The organism is Sphingobacterium sp. UBA7038, assembly GCF_002494055.1.
Lineage (GTDB): Bacteria > Bacteroidota > Bacteroidia > Sphingobacteriales > Sphingobacteriaceae > Sphingobacterium > Sphingobacterium multivorum.
The window spans coordinates 1-26,420 of record NZ_DLAV01000029.1 but is presented as its reverse complement, the minus strand read 5'-3'; the positions used below and the strand labels follow the sequence as shown (position 1 = coordinate 26,420).

Below are 26,420 nucleotides of genomic sequence, written 5' to 3'. Positions count from 1 at the left end.
CAAAAAAAACCCGACAAATTATATTTATCGAGTTCTTAATATTGTAATATACAGATCTGCTACAATTATTTTTTGTTGTAACGGTTACGGAATTTGTCGATACGACCAGCAGTATCAACCAATTTCATTTTACCTGTATAGAAAGGGTGTGATGTATGAGAAATCTCTAATTTTACAACTGGATACTCATTTCCGTCTTCCCATGTAATAGTCTCTTTTGTATCAACACAAGATTTTGTAATAAAAGCATAGTCATTTGACATATCTTTAAATACAACTAATCTGTAATTTGAAGGATGCAAATCTTTTTTCATTATTATTATTATGATTACGTATATTCAATTATTGAGGTGCAAAGATAACTTATAAAAATGTAACTTACAACAATTACGAAGAATAATTAGTTGAAATTTTCCACATTTTAGTTAACAGCACTTATCAAGGGCACAAATGTAACAATCTTTATCCTAACCAAAGAATAATTTTGTTTATCGACTTTTTTACCTAACTTAACTTACTACAATTAAATCACTTACATAATTATGAGCAAATTAGATGAAAAAATTGCTGCATATGTTGCAGAATCAAAAAAGCTAGGCTTATCATTAGATGAAGCATTTATTGCAAAAGTAACAAAAGGAATAGGACCTTCCATTTACAATGCAGACTCGGAAACCATTGCTGCATCAGATCCCGAAGAACTTAACCGTGTCAAACAAAACTTTTTGATCAAAAAATTAGGCCTAAAAGATGGCCCTGATTTAGACAAGGCACTAGAGGAAGTGATTACCGCTATTGGCAAATCCAATAAAAATAAATACCGTGTATTAGTATATGCTTTATTGGCAAAGAAATTCAAAAAAGAATCTGTTTACCAATAAGCATCACCTTTTTTCACTCAACTCCTAACCAAAGACCATTTCTCCAAAAAACTCAGGGAGATGGAAATTAGGAGTTGGGTTTTCTATTTTATTCCAAGATATAAAATGTGGTTGTTTGAGATGATCACCACATTTGTAAAAATTCCCATGTATCCGTTTACCTTTCAGGTCTACAACATTGTCAAACTGAAATACAGCAAGTGGAATGACCTCAATCATACTCCATCGCTTATCGGAACCATTACGCTCAATTAAAGAGTAAGTACGCACCTGTTCTATTGTTGTACTATCCAATCGATTTCTATTTGCCTTTTCGGCCGGACCATAACCGATCAAGCCCGTTCCAATTAGATTAAATTCCAGGTTATAATAATGTTCGCGTCCATCAAAAGAAATAAAGAACTCCACACAGCTATCTTCCCATACATTTTGATTTGTTTCGGAATAATTACCCCGAAGTTGTTCTTCGACGACATCATATTGCAACACAAGATACTCCTGGGTATAGCCAATCTTAAATTGTACCTCAGGTTTATACGGGAAAGATTCGCTCCAGTTATTAAACTCCAGCGAATGCGATTCAAAATTGCTCAAGAGCTTCGACAAAGTATGATAATCAAGTGTATTGGCCAGCTCCGCTGCGATAGGCAAAATGGTTAGTTTTTTCATTCGAATATTTTTTTACAGAAAAAAGAAGCTTCATCTACGCGATGGAAGCTTCTCAATATGATTAAAGGTATAAAATTGTTAAATGCAATCAAAAACTACCTTCCGCATAAATGCTTCATTCTTTTCCATCTCTTCAACCAATTTCAATTGCGTATTTGTACGCACCAGATTATGGTCATCATATTTAGTTTTGTAGTAATGATCTCCTTCCAAATAGTCCGTTAAGAAACGTACTCCTTGCATATAGGGCAATAAGAAGGCCCCATCGACTAATGTTTCTTTCTCTAAAGTTGTCAAGAAGTCATTAGCTTCCTCCAAATAACCTTCGGCATAGGCCTTATATAAGGCAAGATTTAGCAGAATTTTCGAAACATCCATCTCATCTTCGGCAACAGGGTTAATAATCGTCCGAATCGCATCTCCAAAATCGTATGCCACATAGCCTGGCATAACTGTATCCAAATCGATCACACATTGCATCTTATCGTGGCGATCTAAGAGCACATTATTAAACTTGGTATCATTATGTGTAATGCGCAGTGGAAGTTCCCCCTTGTTACCAAGTTCAAGAATGGTTTTCATTCGATCTTCACGACTAAAGATAAAATCCAATTTGTCCTTTACCGACGCTACACGTTGGCACACATCTTTAGCGATTGCTTTTCGAAGATTTTCGAGTCTAAACTCTATATTATGAAAGTTGGGAAGTACTTCAACGATCAACGAAGCATCTAAATCCGACAGCTGTTTTTGAAACAACCCAAAAGCACGGCCACCTTCGGCTGCTTGGACTTCAGTCTCTACAATATCATAGCTTTTCGTATCCTCTATGAGAATAAACATGCGCCAATAATTATCCTGACTATCTTTTATATATAATTCCCCACCTTTTGTAGGAACAATTGTCAATACATGATCGCTGATTCTTTTTCCTTCAGCGACTTTAACTTTTTTGCTAAGATGCTTGGTGACAATCTCAATATTATGCATTAATCCATCCACGTTCGGAAAAACATGGTGATTAATACGTTGTAATAAATGCGATATACCGCTATCTACAGTAGTAACTACACGATAGGTATCATTGATATGACCAGAACCAAACGGTTGCACTGAAATGATATCTCCTTCTAATGTGAATTGTTTTGCTGCGCTCTCTACTACTAATTGGTTAAAATCAGACATTAAACTATGTTTTTTAAATCATCAATGTGCTTGCAATATCACAAATTGAATTAATAAATGATAATTTTTATTTCAATCAAACGTTTGCATGAAATTTAATAAAATTAAGCAAACGTTTGCACTTTCATTTATCCCAAATGAAATAATATATTTGTTAATAGTACCCAGTCTCAAAGACTGTTTTCAAACAAGTAAATAACTAATATACAAACTCCTTATATCTCAAAACAATGGATAGAAGAAATTTCATAAAATCGACTGCCATCACTACAGCTGGAATCGGTGTCCTTTCAAGTACAGAATTATTTGCCCAAACAAATGGCAAGATAAAAATCGGTTTTATTGGTGTGGGTCTTAGAGGACGTAATCACGTTCAAATTGCCCTAAACAGAGATGATTTAGAAATTGTGGCTGTCTGTGACACCCAAGAAGAATCTCTAGCACAATGCCGTAAACAATTCAACGCAAAAGGCACCAAACTTCCAAAAGAATATACTGGTGGCGTTGATGCTTACAAAAAGATGTTAAGCAATGAAAAATTAGATGCTGTCATTATTGCAACACCTTGGCAATTCCACAAAAACCAAGCTATTGACGCAATGAAAGCTGGACTATACGTAGGTTGCGAGGTTATAGCAGGTCTAACGCTACAAGATCACTGGGATATTGTGAAAGTATCCGAAGAAACCGGAAAGCCTTACATGACCCTAGAAAATGTGGCATTCCGTCGTGACGTACTTGCTGTATTGAATATGCACAGACAAGGACTATTTGGTGAATTGTTGCACCTGGAAGGCGGTTATCAACACGATTTACGCGAAGTATTATTCAATGACGGAAAAGCGTATTATGGCCATGGCGTTGAATATGGCCCGAAAGCGATTTCTGAGGCACAATGGCGTACACAGTTCAATATCGATCAAGATGGTGATCTATATCCTACCCACGGTTTAGGTCCAATTATGCAATTTGCAGATATCAACAAGGGTAACAGATTCACCCATATCACTTCGTACTCAAGTAAAGCCCGTGGATTGGCAGCCTATGTCAATAAAGTTTCCCCAGGACACCCCAACGGTAAGATCAATTACAAAAATGGTGATATCACACAAACGATGTTACAATGTGCAAATGGAGAAACCATGTTATTAACGCATGATACACACTTGCCAAGACCTTACTCTATCGGCTTCCGCGTACAAGGAACAGATGGTATTTGGATGGATGTTGCAAAAGGTATTCACATCGAGGGTAAATCCAAACCACACACGTGGGATTCTGCAGATGAATGGGTAAAGAAATACGATCACCCAATCTGGCAAAAATATGAAGCGGTAGCAAATGGTTCTGGTCATGGTGGCATGGACTGGTTTGTATTCAATGCGTTCATTCAGGCAGTAAAACAAAAGGTACAGACGCCAATTGACGTATATGATTCAGTAACCATGAGTGCTGTATTCCCATTATCTACCGAGTCTATTGCAAAAGGAAATAAAACGTTGGAATTCCCTGATTTTACAAAAGGAAAATGGAAAACCAAGAAAAATACTTTTATGTTAGATGACAGTGGAATGTAATTGAAAAAACATTCTTATTATTATAAAAGCCGTATTGAAAGATATACGGCTTTTTTTATGGATGCTTGACATAATCATAATAATCCTACTTTTTAGCTGGTCTTTTCCGTAAATTAGCACTAGCAAACAACTTTTTCAACTCATTATGCTTACCGAAGCAATTATTATTTTAGTCCTGATTATTCTAAACGGAATACTATCGGCATCAGAAATATCCATCGTATCCAGCAGAAAGGCAAGGCTACAGGCTGAAAGCGATAAAAACAATGCGGCAGCCAAAATAGCGCTAAACCTAAAAGAATCGCCCAACAACTTTCTATCCACTGTACAAATAGGCATTACCCTTATCGGCATTCTAACCGGTTTTTTTTCTGGTGGTAGTATTTCCACATATCTAGTCGGCATATTTAATAAATCCAGTATTATAGCCCCCTATAGCGAACAGCTCGCTGTAATCATTGTCGTCTTTATCATCACCTACTTTTCGTTGGTGCTTGGTGAATTAGTCCCCAAACGTATCGGTATGGCTATTCCGGAGAAGTATGCCATGCTAATCGCTTACCCGATGAACCTGCTCAGCAAAATCGTACGACCATTTGTATGGCTACTCAGTATGTCGACAGAGTTTATTGTCAAAATACTCAATATCAAGAGTAGCGGCAATAGTGTCACGGAAGAAGAAATTAAGGCGCTAGTAGACGAAGGTGTCGACAGTGGTGTCATCGAAGGTATTGAGCACGATATCGTCGATCGTCTATTGAGTTTAGGGGACAAAAAGGCGGTCAACCTAATGACTCACCGCAAAAACATTGTTTTTTTGGATCTGGAAGATTCTTTTGAAGAAAACAGAAAGATCATACTGGACAACAATCATTCCATCTACCCGGTCTGTGAAGGTGGACTCGACAATATTAAAGGTGTTGTTCATGTAAAGTCTTTACTACGACAATGCCTCCAAAACGAACCATTTGATCTAAGAACGCTCATGTTACCCATCAAATTTGTGAACGAATTTAGCTCATCTTATAGCATCATGAATACCCTGCGCACCTCCAGTATACATCAGGCGGTTGTCATTGATGAATATGGTTCGCCACAGGGAATTATTACGTTACGGGATATCGTTGGCGATTTGGTAGGGAACATCACAGAAAGCGACCTAAGTGCCCGACCGACAATACGTCAATTGGAAAACGGCGATTATGTTGTCGACGGACAATATCAGATCGAGGACCTTTTGGATGAATTTGAAATCGGTCTTTCTGAGGAAGACGAAGATGAGATCAACAATGTAACTACTGTAGGAGGCCTAGTGTTCCTAAGATTAGATCACGTGCCCGAAGAAGGCGAACGTGTCCGATTTAAAAATCTAGTTTTCGAAGTGCTTGATATGGATGGCCACCGCATCGATAAACTACTTTTGAAAGTGGAGGAATAAAAGAATATAAAAAGCGGTTGGTTGATCGATATACTGATCAGCCAACCGCTTTTATATGCTCACCTTCTACAACAATTTAGTTGATGCCGTGCATCATTTTTTTCAATAAGGGGTTAAAGATGATCAACAACAATGCAGTAACTCCCGGAACTATTGCAAATATCATAAAGAAGTAAGACATCGAATGTTCTTCTGTAATGCGATCAATGTATGACCCTAAAAATCCACCGATAAAATTGGCAATAGCCGAAGCACAGAACCAACAACCGAAAAGAAGTCCCAAAAATTTCTTTGGAGAAAGCTTACTGACATAAGACAAACCAACAGGTGACAAACAAAGCTCTCCTGCAGAATGGAAAAAATAGGCGATTACAAGCCAAATCATACTGACAGAGGCTCTCTTGGCACCTTGGGGAATTTCACTCGCCCCATAAGCCAATGCTGCAAATCCGATACCTACTAATATTAAGCCCAATGCAAACTTAACAGGACCAGACGGATTCCATATTTTTTCCCAGAATTTACTAAATGACGATGCCAGTGAAATGATAAAAAATGCATTCAAAATCTGAAACCATGAAGCGCCGACTTCTGATCCAGTTATTCCTATTTCTCTAAAGACTTTCCAAAGTCCCAAACACCAAATTATACCAAACGAAATACCAGTAAATAAAATCGTTAATGGATATTGTTTATATATCTTTCTAGCCAATGCTGTTAAAACAATTGTGACTATAACAATAGGCACAATGGTCAAAATAGTATCAATCCATTTAAACGTCACCGCCGAACTTCCAGACAGAACCCTTTGCGTATAGTCCTTGGCAAAGATTGACATCGATCCTCCTGCCTGTTCAAAAGACAGAAAGAAAACTACACTAGCCAACATGAATATGGTGACGACGATCAATCTATCTCGGACAACATGTGCTGGAATGACCTCTTCCTCTTCTTCGTGATTCTTGATCTTTTTTTCATGGTAAGCCCGAAGTGCTTTAGGAGAATCTCCGATGATACCAAATATCTTTTGTCCAAAATAGAATTGCAACATACCAAAGAACATAAACACTCCAGCAAGTCCGAATCCATAATGCCAACCGATCTTCTCACCAATGTAACCACATAATAGCATTCCTAAAAATGATCCGGCATTGATTCCCATATAAAATATGGTATAACCAGCGTCCTTTTTAGGACTTTGATCTGGGTAGAGATTTCCCACCATGGAAGAAATATTAGGTTTAAACATCCCGTTTCCTAGGATCATTAAGACAAGACCTAAATAAAAGAAATTTGAATTTACGCCCTCAAATGCCATAGACAAATGCCCCAAGGTCATGACCAAAGCACCGATCAAAATTGCCTTTTTAAAACCGGTTAGCTTATCCGCTATCATTCCACCGATCAATGGTGTCAAATAGACGAAACCAGTATACAAACCGTAAAGTTTCATGGCCCGTTCATTACTCCATTCCCATCCTCCATCAGCAATGGAACTTATTAAAAATAAGGTCAACAATGCCCGCATACCGTAGTAGCTAAACCGCTCCCACATCTCTGTAAAGAATAGCACAAATAATCCGGCAGGATTTCCATTTACCATCTTGTCATCGATCCCCTGCTTAGCAAGATGCGCTACAAGAACTTGATCTTTTTCTTGATTCATATAATTTCAATAATTGTTTTATAACTCAGGTTTTGTTTTTATTTTGATAAAAATCGCTTGAAGATACACTATTTTTCTATGAATTAATCAATTCCATGCATCATCTTTTTTATTTTTTTGTTGCCTAGAATAAGAAATACAGCAGCCACCATAGGGATCACTGTAAACACAGCAAAGAAGTAAGACATCGAATGAGATTCAGTAATCTTATCAATATACGACCCAATAAAGCCCCCTATAAAATTAGCTATGGCATTGGCACAAAACCAAAAACCAAACAATAACCCCAGGAATTTTTTGGGCGATAGTTTACTGACATAAGAAAGGCCAACCGGACCAATACACAATTCGCCCACTGTATGAAAAAAGTATGCCAATACCAGCCATATCATACTAACAGAGGCCGTCCTTGCACCGGTAGGAATCTCGGAGCTTCCAATAGATAGTGCCGCAAAACCAACTCCAACCAGTGTCAGTCCCATTGCAAACTTAATTGGACCAGAAGGATTCCATACTTTCTCCCAGATCTTACTAAATGATGTAGCCAGCGTAATGATAAAGAAAGAATTTAACATCGGAAACCAGGATACAGTAACTTCCGAATTCATACCATAATATTCCCGATAAACCTTCCAAAGACACAAGGACCAGATGATCACAAAAGAAATGCTCGAAAAAAGTATAATCATCGGGTATTTGCGTATGATTTTCTTCGCTAAAACAAACAATACCCCAGTAATTACCACAATCGGCAAAACCGTCAATGCAGCGTCGAACCATTTAAATAAAACCGCCACGTCACCACTCAATACCCGCTGTGTATAATTTTTTGCAAAGATCGTCATCGAGCCACCCGCTTGTTCAAAAGCTAAATGGAAGACAATACTTGACAACATAAAAATGGCTATTACAAGCAAACGATCACGCACAATATGTTGCGGATTTTCTTCTTGACCCGCTGCAATATCGGTTAGCTCTTCTTGTTTCTCGGGTGTATTGCCAATCTTTCCAAAGATGCGCTGCGCAAAATAAAATTGCAACATTCCCAAAAACATAAATATTCCGGCAAGCCCAAAACCATAATGCCAGCCGATCTTCTCACCAATATAGCCGCATAGCATCATACCCAAAAATGCCCCTCCATTGATACCCATATAAAAAATGGTATACCCCGCATCCTTTTTACCGCCTTTATCTGGATATAATTTTCCTACCATCGAAGAAATATTGGGTTTGAACAGACCATTTCCCAAAACAATCAGCACCAACCCTGCCAAAAAAAAGCTTTTATTAAATCCCTCTAAAGCCATAGCGATATGCCCGAGAGTCATAATTACAGCCCCCACCATAATGGATTTTTTATATCCTGTAAGACGGTCGGCTATAATCCCGCCGAACAAGGGCGTTAAAAACACCATCCCGGTGTACAAACCGTAAAGCTTCATCGCTTCGGAGTTGGTCCAGCCCCATCCTTGTTGGGCGATGGTAGAAACTAGAAAATTCACCAACAGCGCCCGCATGCCATAGTAGCTAAAACGCTCCCACATCTCTGTGAAGAATAATACGAACAAGCCGGCTGGATGCCCTTGTACCAATACATGTTCCGCCCCTACTTTTTGCAAATGGGTTTCAAGAACAGCATTTTTTTCAAAATTCATGTTTTTTTAGTCGTTATTTTTCAAAATAAGGTAGTGCGATTTCCATTTATAAGTATACCATCAGTAAATGGAAAAATCCGATGGTCCTCTACACCAAGAAAGTAGTGATTCACTCATCTTCATATACTCAAGCAAGATAGTGAAGATTTTAATAGGTTTCTAACAAATGGACTTCAGTTTTTTTAGTTGTTGCATCCGAGCAACACATCAATTAAAACCTATTTAACTATTCGAGTTCTTTCCATTGACAGAAAAGAACTCGAATAGTTAAATTTTAAATCAAAGGACGCAAACGTTCCAATAATTTTTTAGTAGCAAAAATACCCTCTTCCTCACTCAACTTACTTCCCTCATATTCAATCCCCACATAACCTTTGAATTTTGCTTTTTTAACAATCTTCAACATACGCTCATAGTCAATTTGCGTTTCATTACCATTGGCATCAAAATCATGTGTTTTGGCACTCACACCATGCGCATAAGGCATTAAATCCGTTACACCTTGGTAACGATCATACTCATAGAAATTACCAAGATCGGGTAAACTTCCACAATATTTACTACCCACTGCTTTTAATGTATTGGCCAACCAGTCACCATGCGAAGAGATACCACCATGGTTTTCTACAATTATGCTAATGCCCGCTTTTTTACCGATATCAGATAGTGTTGTTAAACTTTCAACAACACGCTTACTCACTTCCTCAGGCGTTCCTTTTCCAGCCGCATTGACACGAATGGCATGACAACCTAAGAAATTAGCTGCAGAAATCCACTTATAATGGTTTTGCACAGCTTGTTTTCTCTTTGTTTCATCTTCGTCACCGAGATTTCCTTCACCATCAATCATAATGAGTACATTACGTACACCATTATCTTTCGCGCGCATATTTAGCTCAGTAAGGTAATTATTATCATTAGCCTTATCCTTAAAAAATTGATTCACATATTCCACCCCATAGATACCGTATTTTTTGGCAGCCAATACTGGAAAATCCAAATTGTTCAAATCTCCCTTAAACAAGGATTTATGCAATGACCATTCAGCCAAGGAAATGTCAAACCAATCTTTCTTTGCTGCCGCAAAACTCTCCAAAGAGGGAGCTAATGCTATACCAGCAGATGCTAGCGCAAGGTTTTTAAGAAAATCTCTTCTTGAATTCATGTGTTTAGATTTAATGTGTTATTTAAATATTTCCCCAGCCAGTGGTCAACACATCAACGAGGTGCATCGTCTGAATGGGTAATTTATGTTTATCGATATAAGATTGAAGCTGTAGCAAACAAGATGAATCAGTGGAAATAATATAATCCGCATTCAGATCAAGTGCATTGCGCACTTTTTGCTCAGCCATTGCCGCGGATATTCCTTCGAATTTAACGGCAAAACTTCCCCCAAACCCACAACATGTCTCGCTATCTTTCACCTCCACCATCTCCAAACCTAAGACCTTACTCAATAATTTCCGTGGTTCCTCTTTAATTTTGCACTCTCGCAAAGCCGAGCAAGAATCATGGTATACCGCAACACCCTCCAATTCAGCTCCAAAATACTCTTTTTTTAGCACGTTTACTAAAAAATCAGAGATTTCCATCACCTGTTGTTGTATTTTATGACATTGATGGGAATCTGCCGAATTTGCGAATAAATCATTATAAGCATGTCGTACCATACCAGTACAGGACGCCGAAGGAGAAATAATCACATGATCTCCCGAGAAGTCACCTAAAAACTTCCGTCCGACCTGTTTCGCATCATCCCAAAATCCAGCATTATAGGCCGGCTGGCCACAGCATGTCTGCTCAGGATTATAGACGACATCGCAACCGACTTTTTCTAATAAACGAACCGTATTAAAAGCGGTTTCAGGGTAAAGCTGATCTATAAAACAAGGAACAAAAAGTTCTACTTTCATATGCAATTCAATCAATAAAATTAAGATTTATTGGATACTAATATCCGGACCAAAAGTAACAATCCAATTACAAAAAATAAAGAAAGAACCAATGCCGAATATCGAATATTATGTGTTACCTGTTCTATAAACCCGAATGAGAATAATCCAATGACAATAGCAACTTTTTCTGTAACGTCATAAAAAGAGAAGAAAGCCGTCGTATCTTTAATATCCGTCGGAATTAACTTAGAATAGGTTGAGCGTGATAAGGACTGAATCCCGCCCATAACTAAACCGACCAGTGCAGCAATTATATAAAACTGAAGTGGAGTAGATAAATAAAATGCTGCAATACAGATGCCGATCCAGATCATCACCACAACGATCAACACCTTAATATTTCCAAAAAGCGTAGATAAATAAGACATTAAAAATGCACCTAAGATAGCCACGAGCTGGATGAGAAGAATTGTTGCAATCAACCTTTCTGCGCCTAAATGCAAAATTTTCTCTCCAAAAGAAGAGGCTACAATCATCAAGGTCTGAACACCAATTGCATAAAAGAAAAAAGCCGGCAAAAACTGTTTTATTTCTGGAATACCTTTGATCTTTTGGATAACATGGCCGAATTCATCCCGTACATTCTGTACAAAACTCTTACCGGTGTTATTCTCGGTCGCATCAATTTTAGGCAGGTATTTAAAAGGGATCATTGAAAACCCAAGCCACCACAATCCGACCATTAGAAACGATATGCGAGCCGGCAGTGAGGCATCTGTAATACCAAACCATTCAGGTTTAAGCACCACTATAAAACAAAGAATCTGTAAAGTGACACAGCCAATATATCCATAAGCAAAACCTTGCGCACTCACCTTATCTTGTTGATCAACAGTTGCCAAAAGCGGTAAATAAGAATTGTTAAACAAAACACCACCAATATAGCCCATCGCCGCAAGAACAAAACATATGATACCAATTTCCAAGGTTTCAAGCTTGAAGAAAAATAAGCACATACATGCAACCGCTCCAACATAGGTAAAGAATTTCATAATCTGTTTCTTTTTCCCCTTTGCATCAGCGTAGGAAGAAATAAAAGGCAAAGAAAAAGACATCAGCAAATAGGCAAAGGCCAAAGAAAAATTGGAAAGTGCGGTATTGACGACTTCAATCCCAAAGAAACGAACAACATCACCATGCTCTTTTGTCGTCGTAATTGCGGTATAGTAAACAGGGAATATCGTGGAAGTAATAACAAGGTTGTAAGCAGAATTGGCCCAATCGAACATGGCCCAAGAACGAATCAATTTTTTATTGTTTTTTACAATTGCTTCCATTTAAATTGGCTTAATAAGTTTGACGAATATAAGTAATTATTTTAGCCATTTCTTTACGAATTACACTTGCTCGATCATCTATATAATTATTGTTCATAAAAGAAAATGCCAAGCGCCTTCCTGTCCGCGTAATCAGATAACCGCTCTGATTATAGACAGATGTAATCGTTCCCGTTTTAGCAAAAACAAACGGTTCACCGAGATCTTTGCTATAGGTACGTTTTAGGGTGCCATCGACACCTCCAGCCGGAAAAAGACGGAAACGCTCTTGCTCATCCGGCAACTTATTTTTCAAGAGGACCAATAGATCTACATTATTCTGCGGAGTCACCTTGTTATAGGACGACAGACCCGATCCATCAAATAAGGCGACCTCAGCTGAAAAGTATTTATAAACGTTATTCTTCATCCAGTCCCGTACCAAGTAAGTATCAAATTGACTGAATTGTTTCCACGAACACATCATCAAAAACTGTTCAGCAATAAAATTATCACTTGGCAACATCATTTCACGGATTAAATTTTTGGTACTGCCGGAATAGAGTATCTTGGTATTGCTTGGTTTTTGGTAAGATAGTAAGGTGACGGATTTACCTAGACTGTCCGCCAATAATTTAATAAATAAGCTATCAGAATAGATAAATGGAACTTCATTGACATAACCGCTCGGAACGGGACGTTTGGACATCCAAAAGGAATTTGCATGAAATGAGCGGGAAAGTTCAAAATCACCGACCTTAGGTTCCGGCAAAAAATCCAGTGAATTTTGAAAACTTGCTGGAGAGGTCGATAGATAATTATAACCTTTTTGTCGAAAAGTGACCACATTGCCATAAATAGGAAATGTACTGATTTCAGGTTGATAGTAAGCCTCAAAATCTTCCATAGCCCAACCATGCGCAAAGAACTTATTCTTCATTGTTCCTGGCACGACAAAAATGCGTTTATTCGTATTTTTCAAAAAGTTGTATACTACCCGGGTATCTAAACGATTATGCAGAAAGGTCGGATCACCAGTCCCCCAGATAAGCAACGAGTCTCCGCGTTCCACATACTCCAAACCAGGTATTGAATCGCCCAACAGTGCCAGTGCGGCATAGGTGGTATACATTTTCGTATTGGAAGCCGGCGTAAAATGCTTATTGCCGTTTATATCCATGACATATTTATTGGCATTGAGGTCGTATAAAGAAAAACCAACAAAATGATCATTTAATATTTTAGATTCTTGAAATAGCTGATAAACATCCTCAAAGCTCTGAGCCTTCGCTACAAAAGTAGCAGCGGGCAGAAACCAAAGCAGCAATAATGCACTTAAAATTTTTTTCATCAGTTCAAACATACAAAAAACTGCATGAACTCCCTTTCGTCTATTGCCAAAATTCAGATACAAATCCTTAAAAAGGAAAGGGGAAGACAACGCCTCCCCCTTTCCTTTTTAAAACTATCAAAAATTAATATCCTTGATTTTGTGTCAGAGCTCCACCACTTCTGTCAATCTGCGATTGTGGAATTGGGAAGTAATCATTTTGTGGTTTATAGTTTAGGCCTTTATAACGTGACATAAAACCACCTTCAAACGTTGCGTAGCTTTCCAATACAGTTTTCGCCTCACCCCAACGCACGAGGTCATAGAAACGATGTCCTTCCATCGCTAATTCTAAACGACGTTCAAAACGAACAGCTTTGCGCGCATAATTTTGGTCTGGGAAAGAAGTATAGGGTTTAACAACATATACTGCCGCCGCAACATTATCGCCAGTCGTTTTTGGAGGTAATTTTGCCGCACGTTCACGAACTGCATTTACGAGATTCATCGCTGCACCTAAGTCGCCCAATTCAACTTGACATTCCGCTGCCATTAAAACAACATCAGCTAAACGAATAATATTAACATCCAAGTCAGTAATATATGCCGCTCCTGACGCCGTATGTGTCGCATGCAGACTCTTCGGAATCATTGTTTTTATACCAACAAATGGTCCTCCCGAGCTCACCTCACGAATCCATGCATCGCCTGGCATGACACCATAATCATAGAAATTTACACCTCTACGACCAACCGTATAGTCCAACCGTGGATCAAAACGAAGCGTCACATCAAGTTTGTATGTTTTCTTTGCCTCATCAGACAAACCGAAATCTGATTTATATGGATTATTGCGATAAGAACCGTCCAACAATGGTAAGCCATTTGCATCAACTTTATACGCATTGACCAAATCAATGGTCGGTTGATAGAAACCACAACAACCTACAGGATTACTTCCGTTTAATCCAGACAACATATCTCCAACATTGGCATTGTCGCCAGATCCATCTGGGTTAATCACATGTTTAGATACCAGTAATGCCTCTGGGCCATCTTTTGTAAGTACGTCAAAGTTATTTTGGTACGGCATCGTACGAAGATCCTTTGCACCGATAACGTCTTTAAACAAGGCCAATGCATCAGCATATTTTTTCTGGTATAAATAAACCTTACCTAAATATGCCTTAGCGATATTTTTATCCATACGGCCTGATTGTTGGTTAATCTTAGTGGCAGGAAGATTATCCACTGCAAATTTTAGATCGTCGATGATCTTAGGCAATACATCATCTTTATTAGGTTTAACCTTGGCCTCATCCACCGTCATAGTCTCATCCACGTAGGCTAAGTTTTTGAAAACACGCCAGAGGTAAAAATAATAATGTGCACGCAATAACCTGGCTTCACCTTGAATTTGCTTTGCACGGTCCGCAGTCACTGTTTTTGCACCTGCCTGATCCGCATTCAAAAGTCGTAACGTATTATTTGCTCTGAGCACACCCTCATAGTATACCTCCCACATCTGGCTCAGGTTATCATTAGAACTATTTGGTGTATGAAACTCGATCATATTCATATTAGGTTGATCCGTAGCTTCAGAACCTTTATGGGCGTTATCCCCCGCAACCTCTCCAAACAACCACTGGCTAGGTGCTGAAGAATAGTTTCCCCAAGTACCATTGACATTGCCATTTAAAATGCCGTATGCACCAATCAATTCAGCTTCAATACCCTTTGAGTTAGCAACCTGCGTGTCAGACAACTCCCCCTGTGGAATACGTTCCAGGAAAGATTTACCACAAGAAGATAGCAAAGCCATTGATATTCCGAGAACGACGATTATATTTCTTTTTTTCATTTCAATCAAATTTTAACTTAAATCATTAAACCTTAAAAACCAAGACTCACACCCAACATATACTGACGTGCTTGTGGATACACTCCGAAGTCTACCCCCAAAGCAGAATATGTTGAAGGTGTTGCACTTACTTCTGGGTCTAGGCCTTGATATTTTGTGATTGTAAATAGATTTGTTGCACCAATATAGGCACGCAATTTTTTGATACCGGTATTATTACCGAACACCTTATTTGTATCAAAATTATATCCAACCTGCAGATTCTTCAACTTTAAGAAGCTCGCATCCTGAACGTAATAGCTCGAAGAAGCATATTCGTACGCCGATGCCCCCACCACTTGCGACGGAATCATGCTTGAAGGATTTGTTTTGGCATCCCATGCGTCTAAGACACGTACACTTTTTTGGCCTCTAAATACGCCAAAATCCGTAAAATAACGCGTCGCCTCATAATTTTGGTTACCCTTTGACCCATAGAAATAAGCCATAAAGTCAAAATTTTTATAAGATGCATTGATATTGAATGAGTACACAAAATCAGGATGTGGACTACCTATGATCGTACGATCGCTGGCATCGATTTTTCCATCACCGTTAATATCCGCAAATTTAAGTCCGCCTGCTCGCGATTTTCCATCCTCATATTTGGCCACGCTTGCATTTGACATATCTGCATCCGAATAGATACCGATTACCTTATAACCATAAAAAGCACCAATTGGCTCTCCTGGTTTTAAGATAGAAGTTTCCATACTTCTAAAGCTACCGTAAACCTGTTGAGTAACAGAAGGCGCCAAGGCAACAACTTTGTTCACGTTTCGCGATATTGTAGCCGACAGATCGAATTTAAATTGGCTTTCTTGACGTCTTCCATAATGGTAATTCAATGAAAACTCAACCCCTTTGTTTTGCATATCACCAATATTTACATAAGGTGATCCCGCACGACCGGCGGCAACAGCAGGTAATGGTAGCAGGTATAACATGTCTTTCGTTTTCTTGTTATACCAGTCGAAAGAACCATCAAAGTCACCTTGGGCAAGCGTAAAGTCCAAACCAATGTTCAATGCGGATACTTGTTCCCATTTTACATCAGGATTATTATACGCATTCTGCCACATACCGGATGTTAAACTTCCATCGATTGGATAAGAAGAAGAATTAATAGCAACTTGATAGCGATTTAAATATTGGTTAGCTGGAATACGTTGGTTACCCGTTACCCCATAACCTGCTCTGATTTTTAGGTCAGAAATCCATGAAACACCTTTCATGAACTCTTCTTGCGACAAACGCCAAGCCGCACTCGCCCCTGGGAACGTTCCATACTTGTTGTTCGGTCCAAAGTTAGAAGAACCATCGCGACGTACAGTTGCACTTAAGATATAACGATCTTTGAACGAATAATCCACTTTTCCAAAGATCGAAAACAGTGATCCAATTGCACCCGAACCATCACTTACACGACCTGTAGATGCAGCACCCAAATAGAGATAATCAAGACTTGACATCGTGAAAAAGCCATTCCCTTTTCCTGAAATTTGTCTATTACGATTTTGAATTGCCTCTGTGCCCGCAAGAATACTTAACGTATGCTCGTCATTAAATGTCGCTTTGTAATTTAATGTATTTGTCCAGGTCCATTCTTTATTCAATCCAAAATATTCATTTATTCCATTATTAAAACTTCCTTCTGTAAATTCAGGATTTGGATAAGTATAAGAAACACCATTGTAATTCTCATACTTCATACCAAAGCTGCTTCGGAAGGTCAAACCTGAGACAATATCAAATTCACCGAAAACGTTACCGAAAAACATATTGCTCTTGTTTCTATTGTCTTTTGCACGGTAAGCAATAGCTACCGGGTTTTCACCATTACCAAATTGGCCACCAACGGATCCCGCAAAATTTCCACCTTCATCATATACTGGAATAATATTGTGTATACGATATGCAAAACCTAATGCACTACCTTCACCGATATAATCACCAGCAACATTGGTATTTACACCTACACCAAATCCCTCCGTAAAGCTATATTGCATATTCTCCCCAAAACGCAATTTATTGTTGAAAGCCGAAAAACGCGTATTTGAACGAAGATTGTATTTTTCGAACCCCGTGTGAATAATTGTCCCTTTTTGTTTCAGATAACCACCAGAAATCGCGTATGAAGCGTTCTCTCCGCCGCCTAAAACACTAAGCTGATGTGATTGTGTGGGGGCATTTTGAGACAAAGCATCAAACCAGTTCGTTCCGGCCTTATTTGCTTTCGTAATCTGATAGAAGTCCGAACGGCTGCTTGCATCGTATTTATATTTTGACATATCGATATCCGCTGCAGTGATTACATCTTTACCGCCTACTTTAGGTCCAGCGATAAGATAGTCCGGAAGCACATTATTTGTGCCATTTAATCTATTTTCTATATCCAAAGTTTGTTGTGGAGACAACATTTTTGGAAAACGTGAGCTGTTTGGTACTTGTACACCATAGTAAGAATCAAGGTTAAATTGAGGTTTTCCCTCTTTACCAATTTTAGTTGTAATAATTACGACACCGTTGTTTGCGCGTGAACCATAAATTGAAGCTGCTGATGCATCTTTTAACACCTGCATTGTTTCAATATCATTTTGATTCAACCAGCTTAACTTTCCTTCATAAGGCACTCCATCAATAATGTAAAGGGGTTCATTGTTGTTAATCGTACTATAGCCACGAATTTTAATCTGTGGTGTAGAACCAGGAGCGCCGTCCACTACGATCTGAACCCCTGTTGCTCGCCCTTGCAATGCCTCAACAGCACTCGCAGCCGGTGTGGTCTTCAATTCCTTCACATTGACAACAGCGACCGCACCTGTTAAATCTTTCTTACGTTGTGCCGAATAACCTGTCACAACGACCTCTTCCAAGGCGTCTTCTGAACTGCTTAACGAAATTGAAAGATCAGCTTTCGAAGAAACAGTAATCTCAGTGCTTTTGTACCCAATGTAACTGATGATCAACACATCGCCTACTTTACTTTGAATAGTAAATGCACCATTCTCATCGGTCGACGTCCCGGTACTACTTCCCTTTACTTTAACAGAAACCCCTGTAATACCTTGACCTGTAGCAGGATCCTTCACGATCCCCTTGATAGGCGTCTGTTGTACACGCTTTGTTTTCATTAATGAAACGACTTCAACTTTGCCATGGCTAACTAATCCACTGGCAAATCCATGAGTGGTCATTCCTCCCCCAATGAGAAGAGAACTCATAAGCAGAAACCTCTTATTGAACTTTTGGCCCAATATGAGATCAAAACAGCAATTTTTGTCCGTTTTTTTCATCATAATTTTACTAAATAGGTGGTTTAAAAAATTTATGTTTATTCTTTAGTTGTTTTAGCTGATATTGGTTTATTTAAGTTCTTGGTCATTTTTTTTAGGTCTGACGACAACAATGCGATATCGTTGACAGGTTCATTCCCCTTGGTTATTCATTTTTCACTTAATTTGGTTATTTTCCAGAAATGTTAAAATCTGTTAAATAAATGTAAAGAATAATAAATGTAAAAAAAAAGGAAAAATCTTAATTAATTCACAAAGTGCTATAAATCAAGTTATTGTATTTTATACACTAAGCCGAATTGCAATACTATTGTTACACAAGCACATCCTTTTGTTTTCGCTACAGAAAACCTTTCCCAAAATTCAATGTGCTTTGTCAAATATTCTACAAATAGGTCCAAATAACCTAAAAGCTCCTTATATTTGTTGTTGATGAATGTAAGTAATTTATTAGAACGGGCGCTCCGATTTGAGTTCCTATCCAAGGAAGAGGGTGTTTTTTTATATCAAAACGCACCTACAGCTGATTTGACTTTCGTAGCCAATGAATTGCGTAAAATACAAGTGCCACATGGTAAAGTAACCTGGCAGATCGACAGAAATGTCAATACCACCAATGTATGTATTGCAAATTGCAAATTTTGCAACTTTTTCCGCCGTCCCGGTCATGAAGATAGTTACATCACCGATATCGAAAGCTACAAGCAAAAGATAGAGGAAACTTTTAAGTACGGTGGTGATCAACTGCTGCTGCAAGGTGGCCATCACCCGGATTTGGGTATTGAGTTTTACAAAAACCTTTATAAGCAATTAAAAGAGCTTTACCCTACGCTAAAACTACATTCACTCGGCCCGCCTGAAATTGCGCATATTTCCAAGTTGGAGAACATGAGTCATATCGAAGTTTTGAGACAATTGAAAGAAGCTGGACTGGACTCTCTACCTGGAGCCGGAGCTGAAATTCTCAATGATCGCGTAAGACGTCTTATATCAAAGGGAAAATGCGGCGGTAAAGAATGGCTAGATGTTATGCGGGCAGCCCATAAAATTAATCTACCAACTTCTGCCACCATGATGTTTGGTCATATCGAAACAATAGAAGAGCGTTTTGAACATTTGGTGTGGATTCGCGAAGTACAGGATGAAAAACCGCAGGAATCCCATGGTTTTATAGCATTCATCCCTTGGCCTTTCCAGGATGATGGCACCTTATTGAAAAGACTTCGCGGTATTACCAATAACGTAACAAGTGAAGAATATATCCGCATGATTGCTTTGACCCGCATTATGCTTCCTAATATCAAAAACATACAAGCATCCTGGCTCACTGTCGGAAAACGTACTGCTCAATTGTGTCTGCATGCCGGAGCAAATGACTTTGGTTCTATCATGATCGAAGAAAATGTCGTCTCTGCAGCAGGGGCCCCCCATAGATTCACATCTAAATCAATACAGGAAGCTATTTTGGAAGCTGGATTCAGTCCACAACTACGAACACAAAAGTACGAGTTCCGTGAGCTACCAGCCCATATGGTCGAACAGGTCATTAACTATTAATACGATACATTGAAAGACGTCATAAGAAATATTGAAGCAATTATATTTGCTTCTGCGGAAGGAATAGATCTTGCCGACATCAAACAGATTTTGCAGGAAGCATTAGCCATCGAAGTATCCAGAGACGAGCTACGTGACTTGATTAAAAAAATTGAAACGAAGTACCAGGATGAAGATTATGTACTCGAATTACGTTACATCAACAACGCCTATCAGTTTTTGACAAAAGCTGTTTATCATGAATCGATACAACAGCTCCAAAATCATAATAACAAGCGAAAATTAAGTCAATCAGCGCTAGAAACACTCGCCATCATTGCTTACAGACAACCGATAACAAAATTAGAAGTGGAGCAGATTAGAGGTGTCAGCTGTGATTACGCTATTCAACGTTTACTGGAAAAGAAGTTAATCAAAATTGCGGGAAAAGCAGATAGTATCGGAAAACCATTACTTTATGCAACAAGCCAACAGTTCATGGATCACTTCGGAATCAATGGTGTGAGAGATCTCCCACAATTAAAAGACATCGTTACCGAGGACAATGCGATTGGCGAAACAAATGAATAAATAAAATAAAATAAATTTTTATTTTCAAAATACAATTCAACATATTGATTAACAGAAAAATAAAGCTTAATAATTTTTTGAAAAAAAGTTTTAAAAAATAGTTTTCTTCTCTAATTTTACAACATTGAATAAGAAACAATAAAGTATTATTTTATGAACACGGCAACTTTAGCTAACGAAGATCTTGAAGAAGTAAAATTCGCATCTTTCAACGGTCCTGATGACGATGATGATGATTTCGATGATGATTTCGATTTACCTGAAATCGACTCGATTGGAGGATTGGATGACTTCGATGATGACGATGAATTTTAATATTTTAGTGCGATATAACACTACCTATTAAAACACCAGAGTATCATTAAAAAAATAAGGCGTTCAATCAAATTGAACGCCTTATTTTTTACTTTGCCTGATCGATCAATTTATGTAATTCCATCTTGGGAATCATGCCGCTTTGTCGCCATATTTGCTGTCCATTTTTGAACAGCACAAAAGTAGGCACGCCACTTACCTTATAAATCGAAGCAATTTTGGGATTTTTATCTACATCAATTTTAATGATGGATAGATCTTCCTGATAAAATTCCTTTACATCCTGTAAAATCGGCGCCATAGTCTGGCATGGACCGCACCACGTCGCAAAAAAATCCACCAAAACCAGCGAATTTGATTGAATAATCTGGTCAAAAGTAGCCATTATTGATTCTCCTTTACTTCTTCTTGCAATGCCTTATACCCACCTTGGATATTGCATATATGTTTAAATCCTTTAGCACTTAAAATAGATACAGCCACTGCACTCCTATATCCTGATTGACAGTGTACATACAGCTGTTTATTGTCTTTTTTAAGTGTAGAACCAAAATTAACGAAATCTGTTAATGGAATATTCATTGCATTGTCAATATGTCCATTACCAAATTCTTTATTTGTTCTTACATCCACAATATGACCTTGACCTGATCTTTTCCTAAATTCTCCTGCACTAATATTGCTCAATGAGACTACATCTTCGTTACTTTTCCAAGTTTCGATGCCACCATCTAAAACTCCAATAACATGAGTATAACCCAATTTTAATAAATGGTTGTAAACCGTATCCTGACTATCTATTTCTGTAATCAATAAAATTTTTTGCGCTTTATTGGGAAACACTTGTGCCAAAAAGTGATCAAATGGACCTTTAAAACCTATATTTATTGATTTCGGCACAAATCCTTGCAGGAATATATCGCCAGGCCGCGTATCAAGAACTTGAATAGCTGTTTCACGGCGCATTTTTTTAAATTCCTTCAATGTTAATCGTGGTAAATCTGAAGCGGGCTGCGACATCTCGGCCTGATGGTTCTTCGATGCTGCATGCAATTGCACTTGATCATTGAACAGTGCAAAACAGACCCCACATAATGTGATAAAAACGCTACGCATATATTTGACTATTTAAAAGGAATAAGCAGCTTTTCCAATTCCTCAATTTTACCATTGTATATATTTAAGTCCACATTGCCCTGAATGCCTCTGACAGAGCCTTTTTCAGAAAATTGCCAGAAAGCCCAATGCTCCTTGGGGTTCTCAACCCAAAAGTTGTAATTTGCAATCCATAGCGTATAAGCGGCAAACTCCTTTTCCAAAAAATCACTATAAAACTTATCTCCGGAGTAAAGAATGGGCTTTACTTTGTAGTGAGCTTCGACTTCTTCAAGCCAACGTTTTAGCCCAACTTTCAAGCTATCCATAGATTGTTGTTTTGGATGCTCCTCAATATCCAAGACCGGTGGAAGATCGCCAGGCTGTAATTTAACTTTTCGAATAAAATTCTTCGCTTGCTTTACCGAGTTTTCATTGGGTCTAAAATAATGATAAGCCCCTCTCAAAACCGCCCTATTTGCCGTTTTGCTCCAATTTCGACTAAACTTATTATCCATTCCTTTCTCACCCATTGTCGCCCTGATAAACACAAAATCTATCGGAAAATGATCATTGATTGTGCTTACCTTTTGCCAATCTATTTCTTCCTGGTAGGTAGACACGTCTATACCAAACACCTTATCATCGTGCTTGCTCATAATCTCAATATTTCGAATATCGTATTTAGCCTCCTTCGTCAGAGACTTGTCTTTGGAGGTAGCCACACGAAAATAGTATATAATTCCAGCTCGATAATGCCACATTACAAGACAGAGGAAAAACACCAGCATTCCTGCTATCATCCAGATCCACTTTGTTCCTCGGGCTTGACTTCCTTTTGTGCTTGTTTTCTTTCTTTTTAATCGCTGTTGTGCCATGGCACGATGAAGTTACGGCAATAGCAATTAACTCGCAAAATTTTCACAACAATTTATATTTTTGTGTATGATCGTGTACAACCCCAAAGACTGGCTTTCGGCAACTTTCAAGTTGCATAAATCAGATACCTTCAAAAAGTTACTGCCATTTCTTGTTTTAATCGCTTTTTATTCCTGGATGATTGCCTTTCTTGAATTGGAATACCTCAAATTAAATGAAAAGAGCTGGGTCAAAAACATTACCATTGTCCACAATCTTCTCGGTTTCGTTATATCGCTTTTACTGGTATTCCGAACAAACACAGCCTATGATCGTTGGTGGGAAGCCCGAAAGCAATGGGGTACATTGACCAATATAAGTAGAGCCTTTTCGTACAAACTAAATGCCATGCTGGATGTAGATGACAAAGTGAACCGTAGCTTTTTTAGAAAGGCAATCCCCCTATTCGCAGAGACACTATACGATTTTTTAAGATCGGATTACACCAAGTTTATGCTCGACGAAAACGAACACCCTGAGTTAAAAGCTTTGGATAATAAAAAACATGGCCCCAATCAAGTTTCTACCATGATCTTCCACAAAATCAATGATCTATATAAAGAAGGAACTATAAGTGGCGATCAGCTTATTATCCTTAATGAGGAAATTACTACTATGACACATGTTTGTGGAGCTTGTGAACGTATTAAAAATACGCCAATACCATTGGCATATAGTGCATTTATCAAGAAGTTCATTATCTTCTATACCATGACCCTTCCAGTAGGTTACGTTTTCTCCATCGGTTACTTTGTTGTGATTGCTGTACCATTTATTTTATATGTTTTAGCATCTCTCGAATTAATTGGCGAGTCCATTGAAGAGCCATTTGGTATCGACCAAGACGATTTACCGATCGACAAAATTGCGGCCAACATCAGGAAACACTGCCATGAGATTATCCCTGTATAGCCTTTTTTAAAAACAATCTAGCTCATTTTCAAACCCTAAGACTATCTATAGAAAATAAGTTTTGTAAATCTATTCGAAATTTCTACTTTTGTCGCGGAGAGTTGGCAGAGTGGTCGAATGCGGCGGTCTTGAAAACCGTTAACTGTCACAGGTTCGGGGGTTCGAATCCCTCACTCTCCGCAGAAAAAGCCTTTCAGAAATGAAGGGCTTTTTGCTTTATAGCTGGATTCAAAGCCCCAGCTGGCTGGGCTGCCAACACATCCCCATTCAATCTGGTTTACCAGCTATTCTCCCTATCAAAAAATCAATTTTCTTACAGCACTACACCATTCGAATTACCACATTGTTACTCCGAGAAAACAACATTTTACGCAACTCTACCTTTCCCCATGCACGATTTTTAACTTTTTTCACTCTTTTATGTAATAATCTGTAATTCATAACATCTAATACGCAGAATATTCTAGGCAACCCTAATTATTGGTTTTATGTTCAATTCTTATGAAAACTATTGTTCTTCGTATCAATAAAGATTTACGGAACTATATATGTTATTTCATCAAACTCGGTATTTAAATACTTTTACTTATGATATACGGATCGGCATATACACAAAAAAATATGATTTTCAGGTCAACATCTATGGAAAAGGAACACCGATGAATCTTATCACAGGATATAGCTGTAGTGGAGCGTATGGACAGAAACCGATTTTCGTGTTAGGCAGTAAATACGAAACGCTGGAAAAATCACAGCAAATTCTTTCCCAACAATATAAGTATGTAAAAAAGCTAACTTTACACACTACCAACAGTAAGCATTTTAATATGTATGACCAGCCGATATGGTTTTTTGAACTAGACACATTTTTAAAATAACCCGATGACCAACAAAGAAAACTTTGAGATTATTTATAAAGAATATGCGCCGGCCATCCGCAAGTTATGCCTCAGTTATACTGGAGACCCAGATAATGCAGATGATTTAGTCCAAGAGACCTTCATTATTGTATGGAAAAAACTCGACGGTTTTCGCAATGATGCAAAATTAAGCACCTGGATCTACAGAATAGCGATCAATAATTGCTTGACGAGCATGCGAAAAAAGAATCAACATGTAAAAAAAATAACTGACTCAAACTACATCGATATACCCGAGGATTCAACGAATGAAAAAGTACAACAGATTGATCTGCTGTATAAATGTATCAGCAAACTAAAAGAAGCGGATAGAGTACTGATCACATTGGTATTAGATGAAAAACCTTATGAGCAAATAGCAGAAATTACGGGAATTACAGAGAATAATCTCCGTGTTAAAATCCATCGAATTAAAAAAGAATTAACTGAAATTTTCCATAAATATGCAAGACTTTAACGATTTACAACATCTTTGGAAACAGGATAGCAAACAACATATCTTGTCCCCAAAACGCCTGAGTAAGGTCAAAGACTTTCGTCAGGAATTAATAAGGAAAGAAATAACCGGTGCTGTGTTATTGCTTGTAACAGGATTAATTATTCTTGCGCTAGCATATTTCCTTGATTTTAGACACAAAACGCTGGCATTGTACACAGCGATGTTTATCGTATCCTGCCTTTGTTTTATACAGGCATCCTTAATGATGACCACTGTAGGTAAAATCAAAAAGATCAATGAAGTAGCTTTACCTACCGAGCATTTACAACAGTGGCAACAGTTTGATTCCTTTAGAAAGAAAAGAATTCATTGGAATATGCCCATTTATCATTTAATTCTCTGTATAGCAATCTCGATCTATCTTCGGGAAATCCTAGTGGGTGCCAGTTTCAACTATTATTTACTCACTTACCTTCCAACCTACAGTTGGATGCTATTTTCCTACTTTTATTTAGGCAAACGACAACTCGCTAAAATTGATCGATCCATCAACGAAGTTATTTTTGAATTACAAGAACTAGAACGACAATTCGGGAATTGAAAAATCGGATCGTGTTTGCTTCTTAAAAATACTTTCATAGCTCCATTTTTAATTGCAATTTCCTTAAAACAAGGTTATGATCACATCTAAAGCGAAAATATCCACCAAGGCGGAGTTTTTTTTGTCGCCAATATGACATCGGAAAGAGGGGCACCCCTTAAAAATAACCAACTGGTATTCAACTACATTTCTATTTAAGAGTGCTAAAACTGCTTTTAAACAAAGAAAAATGTAAAATAAGTTTTGTAATTCTACCCAAAATTTCTACTTTTGTCGCGG

24 protein-coding genes and 1 tRNA gene are annotated in these 26,420 nt (G+C 38.1%); 11 read left to right on the top strand and 14 right to left on the bottom strand.

The window, feature by feature from the left end; translation table 11 throughout:
* Positions 1-65: 65 nt before the first annotated feature.
* Entirely contained in the window at positions 66-314 is a 249-nt protein-coding gene (locus B3H30_RS18755) for a type B 50S ribosomal protein L31 (RefSeq protein WP_046671774.1), read from the bottom strand.
* 228 nt (positions 315-542) lie between these two features.
* Here B3H30_RS18755 and B3H30_RS18750 point away from each other — a divergent pair, with 228 nt between their 5' ends.
* Positions 543-881 carry a DUF2853 family protein gene (locus B3H30_RS18750; RefSeq protein WP_046671775.1) on the top strand — a complete coding sequence of 113 codons (339 nt, stop codon included), beginning with the start codon at positions 543-545 and terminating at the stop codon, positions 879-881.
* Between the two features lie 24 nt (positions 882-905).
* Here B3H30_RS18750 and B3H30_RS18745 read toward each other — a convergent pair whose 3' ends face one another.
* Both B3H30_RS18745 and B3H30_RS18740 read right to left on the bottom strand, forming a co-directional pair.
* Positions 906-1,550 carry a carbohydrate-binding family 9-like protein gene (locus B3H30_RS18745; RefSeq protein WP_286753184.1) on the bottom strand — a complete coding sequence of 215 codons (645 nt, stop codon included), beginning with the start codon at positions 1,548-1,550 and terminating at the stop codon, positions 906-908.
* A gap of 78 nt (positions 1,551-1,628) precedes the next feature.
* Complete coding sequence (locus tag B3H30_RS18740; protein WP_046671777.1) at positions 1,629-2,735, bottom strand: phosphotransferase enzyme family protein; 1,107 nt, start codon at positions 2,733-2,735, stop codon at positions 1,629-1,631.
* A gap of 230 nt (positions 2,736-2,965) precedes the next feature.
* Between B3H30_RS18740 and B3H30_RS18735 the strand changes: the two genes are divergently transcribed.
* Both B3H30_RS18735 and B3H30_RS18730 read left to right on the top strand, forming a co-directional pair.
* Positions 2,966-4,312 carry a Gfo/Idh/MocA family protein gene (locus B3H30_RS18735; RefSeq protein ID WP_046671778.1) on the top strand — a complete coding sequence of 449 codons (1,347 nt, stop codon included), beginning with the start codon at positions 2,966-2,968 and terminating at the stop codon, positions 4,310-4,312.
* A 145-nt stretch (positions 4,313-4,457) separates the two neighbouring features.
* On the top strand, positions 4,458-5,750 hold the full coding sequence (locus B3H30_RS18730; protein ID WP_286834769.1) for a hemolysin family protein: 1,293 nt from the start codon (positions 4,458-4,460) through the stop codon (positions 5,748-5,750).
* 76 nt (positions 5,751-5,826) lie between these two features.
* On the opposite strand, the gene B3H30_RS18725 is transcribed toward B3H30_RS18730, so the two are convergent.
* The 8 genes from B3H30_RS18725 to B3H30_RS18690 all read right to left on the bottom strand — a co-directional run bounded on the left by B3H30_RS18725 (position 5,827) and on the right by B3H30_RS18690 (position 18,817).
* Positions 5,827-7,416: a peptide MFS transporter gene (locus B3H30_RS18725; protein WP_286834768.1), complete on the bottom strand. Its 1,590-nt coding sequence runs from the start codon at positions 7,414-7,416 to the stop codon at positions 5,827-5,829.
* An 83-nt stretch (positions 7,417-7,499) separates the two neighbouring features.
* Positions 7,500-9,074, bottom strand: a complete 1,575-nt coding sequence (locus tag B3H30_RS18720) for a peptide MFS transporter (protein WP_112375590.1) — start codon at positions 9,072-9,074, stop codon at positions 7,500-7,502.
* A 274-nt stretch (positions 9,075-9,348) separates the two neighbouring features.
* Positions 9,349-10,239 carry a TIM barrel protein gene (locus B3H30_RS18715; RefSeq protein ID WP_046672364.1) on the bottom strand — a complete coding sequence of 297 codons (891 nt, stop codon included), beginning with the start codon at positions 10,237-10,239 and terminating at the stop codon, positions 9,349-9,351.
* A 22-nt stretch (positions 10,240-10,261) separates the two neighbouring features.
* A complete protein-coding gene (locus tag B3H30_RS18710) occupies positions 10,262-10,990 on the bottom strand; it encodes a (Fe-S)-binding protein (RefSeq protein WP_286834767.1) in 729 nt (242 codons plus the stop codon).
* A gap of 20 nt (positions 10,991-11,010) precedes the next feature.
* A complete protein-coding gene (locus B3H30_RS18705) occupies positions 11,011-12,309 on the bottom strand; it encodes an MFS transporter (RefSeq protein WP_046672366.1) in 1,299 nt (432 codons plus the stop codon).
* Positions 12,310-12,319: 10 nt separating this feature from the next.
* Positions 12,320-13,639, bottom strand: coding sequence for a D-alanyl-D-alanine carboxypeptidase (locus tag B3H30_RS18700; protein WP_239468749.1), 1,320 nt, complete (start codon positions 13,637-13,639; stop codon positions 12,320-12,322).
* 124 nt (positions 13,640-13,763) lie between these two features.
* The gene (locus B3H30_RS18695) at positions 13,764-15,479 is read right to left on the bottom strand and encodes a RagB/SusD family nutrient uptake outer membrane protein (protein WP_070566116.1); all 1,716 of its coding nucleotides are present in this window, start codon (positions 15,477-15,479) and stop codon (positions 13,764-13,766) included.
* 32 nt (positions 15,480-15,511) lie between these two features.
* Complete coding sequence (locus B3H30_RS18690; protein WP_286834766.1) at positions 15,512-18,817, bottom strand: SusC/RagA family TonB-linked outer membrane protein; 3,306 nt, start codon at positions 18,815-18,817, stop codon at positions 15,512-15,514.
* A gap of 429 nt (positions 18,818-19,246) precedes the next feature.
* Between B3H30_RS18690 and mqnC the strand changes: the two genes are divergently transcribed.
* From mqnC to B3H30_RS18675, 3 genes are all read left to right on the top strand, one after another.
* Positions 19,247-20,371, top strand: coding sequence for a cyclic dehypoxanthinyl futalosine synthase (mqnC, locus tag B3H30_RS18685; protein WP_286834765.1), 1,125 nt, complete (start codon positions 19,247-19,249; stop codon positions 20,369-20,371).
* A 9-nt stretch (positions 20,372-20,380) separates the two neighbouring features.
* A complete protein-coding gene (gene scpB, locus B3H30_RS18680) occupies positions 20,381-20,941 on the top strand; it encodes an SMC-Scp complex subunit ScpB (protein ID WP_046672370.1) in 561 nt (186 codons plus the stop codon).
* Between the two features lie 153 nt (positions 20,942-21,094).
* Positions 21,095-21,256, top strand: coding sequence for a hypothetical protein (locus tag B3H30_RS18675; protein WP_167450446.1), 162 nt, complete (start codon positions 21,095-21,097; stop codon positions 21,254-21,256).
* An 88-nt stretch (positions 21,257-21,344) separates the two neighbouring features.
* On the opposite strand, the gene trxA is transcribed toward B3H30_RS18675, so the two are convergent.
* The 3 genes from trxA to B3H30_RS18660 are packed head-to-tail and all read right to left on the bottom strand — an operon-like array spanning position 21,345 to position 23,229.
* Positions 21,345-21,641 carry a thioredoxin gene (gene trxA / locus B3H30_RS18670; RefSeq protein ID WP_046672371.1) on the bottom strand — a complete coding sequence of 99 codons (297 nt, stop codon included), beginning with the start codon at positions 21,639-21,641 and terminating at the stop codon, positions 21,345-21,347.
* The gene (locus B3H30_RS18665) at positions 21,641-22,372 is read right to left on the bottom strand and encodes a rhodanese-like domain-containing protein (protein ID WP_070566120.1); all 732 of its coding nucleotides are present in this window, start codon (positions 22,370-22,372) and stop codon (positions 21,641-21,643) included. Before B3H30_RS18665 ends, trxA begins: the two co-directional genes overlap by 1 nt.
* Before the next feature lie 8 nt (positions 22,373-22,380).
* Positions 22,381-23,229, bottom strand: coding sequence for a glycoside hydrolase family 25 protein (locus tag B3H30_RS18660; RefSeq protein ID WP_070566122.1), 849 nt, complete (start codon positions 23,227-23,229; stop codon positions 22,381-22,383).
* A 67-nt stretch (positions 23,230-23,296) separates the two neighbouring features.
* Here B3H30_RS18660 and B3H30_RS18655 point away from each other — a divergent pair, with 67 nt between their 5' ends.
* From B3H30_RS18655 to B3H30_RS18635, 5 genes are all read left to right on the top strand, one after another.
* Positions 23,297-24,181: a bestrophin family protein gene (locus B3H30_RS18655; RefSeq protein WP_070566124.1), complete on the top strand. Its 885-nt coding sequence runs from the start codon at positions 23,297-23,299 to the stop codon at positions 24,179-24,181.
* A gap of 95 nt (positions 24,182-24,276) precedes the next feature.
* A tRNA-Ser gene (locus B3H30_RS18650) sits at positions 24,277-24,361 on the top strand.
* Between the two features lie 368 nt (positions 24,362-24,729).
* Positions 24,730-25,059 (top strand): hypothetical protein, encoded by a 330-nt coding sequence (locus tag B3H30_RS18645; protein WP_070566126.1) that lies wholly within the window; start codon positions 24,730-24,732, stop codon positions 25,057-25,059.
* 4 nt (positions 25,060-25,063) lie between these two features.
* On the top strand, positions 25,064-25,558 hold the full coding sequence (locus tag B3H30_RS18640; RefSeq protein WP_070566129.1) for an RNA polymerase sigma factor: 495 nt from the start codon (positions 25,064-25,066) through the stop codon (positions 25,556-25,558).
* Positions 25,545-26,141 carry a hypothetical protein gene (locus tag B3H30_RS18635; protein ID WP_070566131.1) on the top strand — a complete coding sequence of 199 codons (597 nt, stop codon included), beginning with the start codon at positions 25,545-25,547 and terminating at the stop codon, positions 26,139-26,141. The genes B3H30_RS18640 and B3H30_RS18635 overlap by 14 nt, the downstream gene beginning before the upstream one ends.
* The last annotated feature ends 279 nt before the right edge of the window (positions 26,142-26,420 follow it).

Excerpts from the sequence above, each read along its gene's own strand:
- B3H30_RS18755 (WP_046671774.1), bottom strand. The coding sequence starts at position 314 with ATGAAAAAAGATTTGCATCCTTCAAATTACAGATTAGTTGTATTTAAA.
- B3H30_RS18750 (WP_046671775.1), top strand. The coding sequence starts at position 543 with ATGAGCAAATTAGATGAAAAAATTGCTGCATATGTTGCAGAATCAAAA.
- B3H30_RS18745 (WP_286753184.1), bottom strand. The coding sequence starts at position 1,550 with ATGAAAAAACTAACCATTTTGCCTATCGCAGCGGAGCTGGCCAATACA.
- B3H30_RS18740 (WP_046671777.1), bottom strand. The coding sequence starts at position 2,735 with ATGTCTGATTTTAACCAATTAGTAGTAGAGAGCGCAGCAAAACAATTC.
- B3H30_RS18735 (WP_046671778.1), top strand. The coding sequence starts at position 2,966 with ATGGATAGAAGAAATTTCATAAAATCGACTGCCATCACTACAGCTGGA.
- B3H30_RS18730 (WP_286834769.1), top strand. The coding sequence starts at position 4,458 with ATGCTTACCGAAGCAATTATTATTTTAGTCCTGATTATTCTAAACGGA.
- B3H30_RS18725 (WP_286834768.1), bottom strand. The coding sequence starts at position 7,416 with ATGAATCAAGAAAAAGATCAAGTTCTTGTAGCGCATCTTGCTAAGCAG.
- B3H30_RS18720 (WP_112375590.1), bottom strand. The coding sequence starts at position 9,074 with ATGAATTTTGAAAAAAATGCTGTTCTTGAAACCCATTTGCAAAAAGTA.
- B3H30_RS18715 (WP_046672364.1), bottom strand. The coding sequence starts at position 10,239 with ATGAATTCAAGAAGAGATTTTCTTAAAAACCTTGCGCTAGCATCTGCT.
- B3H30_RS18710 (WP_286834767.1), bottom strand. The coding sequence starts at position 10,990 with ATGAAAGTAGAACTTTTTGTTCCTTGTTTTATAGATCAGCTTTACCCT.
- B3H30_RS18705 (WP_046672366.1), bottom strand. The coding sequence starts at position 12,309 with ATGGAAGCAATTGTAAAAAACAATAAAAAATTGATTCGTTCTTGGGCC.
- B3H30_RS18700 (WP_239468749.1), bottom strand. The coding sequence starts at position 13,639 with ATGAAAAAAATTTTAAGTGCATTATTGCTGCTTTGGTTTCTGCCCGCT.
- B3H30_RS18695 (WP_070566116.1), bottom strand. The coding sequence starts at position 15,479 with ATGAAAAAAAGAAATATAATCGTCGTTCTCGGAATATCAATGGCTTTG.
- B3H30_RS18690 (WP_286834766.1), bottom strand. The coding sequence starts at position 18,817 with ATGATGAAAAAAACGGACAAAAATTGCTGTTTTGATCTCATATTGGGC.
- mqnC (WP_286834765.1), top strand. The coding sequence starts at position 19,247 with ATGAATGTAAGTAATTTATTAGAACGGGCGCTCCGATTTGAGTTCCTA.
- B3H30_RS18675 (WP_167450446.1), top strand. The coding sequence starts at position 21,095 with ATGAACACGGCAACTTTAGCTAACGAAGATCTTGAAGAAGTAAAATTC.
- trxA (WP_046672371.1), bottom strand. The coding sequence starts at position 21,641 with ATGGCTACTTTTGACCAGATTATTCAATCAAATTCGCTGGTTTTGGTG.
- B3H30_RS18665 (WP_070566120.1), bottom strand. The coding sequence starts at position 22,372 with ATGCGTAGCGTTTTTATCACATTATGTGGGGTCTGTTTTGCACTGTTC.
- B3H30_RS18660 (WP_070566122.1), bottom strand. The coding sequence starts at position 23,229 with ATGGCACAACAGCGATTAAAAAGAAAGAAAACAAGCACAAAAGGAAGT.
- B3H30_RS18655 (WP_070566124.1), top strand. The coding sequence starts at position 23,297 with ATGATCGTGTACAACCCCAAAGACTGGCTTTCGGCAACTTTCAAGTTG.
- B3H30_RS18645 (WP_070566126.1), top strand. The coding sequence starts at position 24,730 with ATGTTATTTCATCAAACTCGGTATTTAAATACTTTTACTTATGATATA.
- B3H30_RS18640 (WP_070566129.1), top strand. The coding sequence starts at position 25,064 with ATGACCAACAAAGAAAACTTTGAGATTATTTATAAAGAATATGCGCCG.
- B3H30_RS18635 (WP_070566131.1), top strand. The coding sequence starts at position 25,545 with ATGCAAGACTTTAACGATTTACAACATCTTTGGAAACAGGATAGCAAA.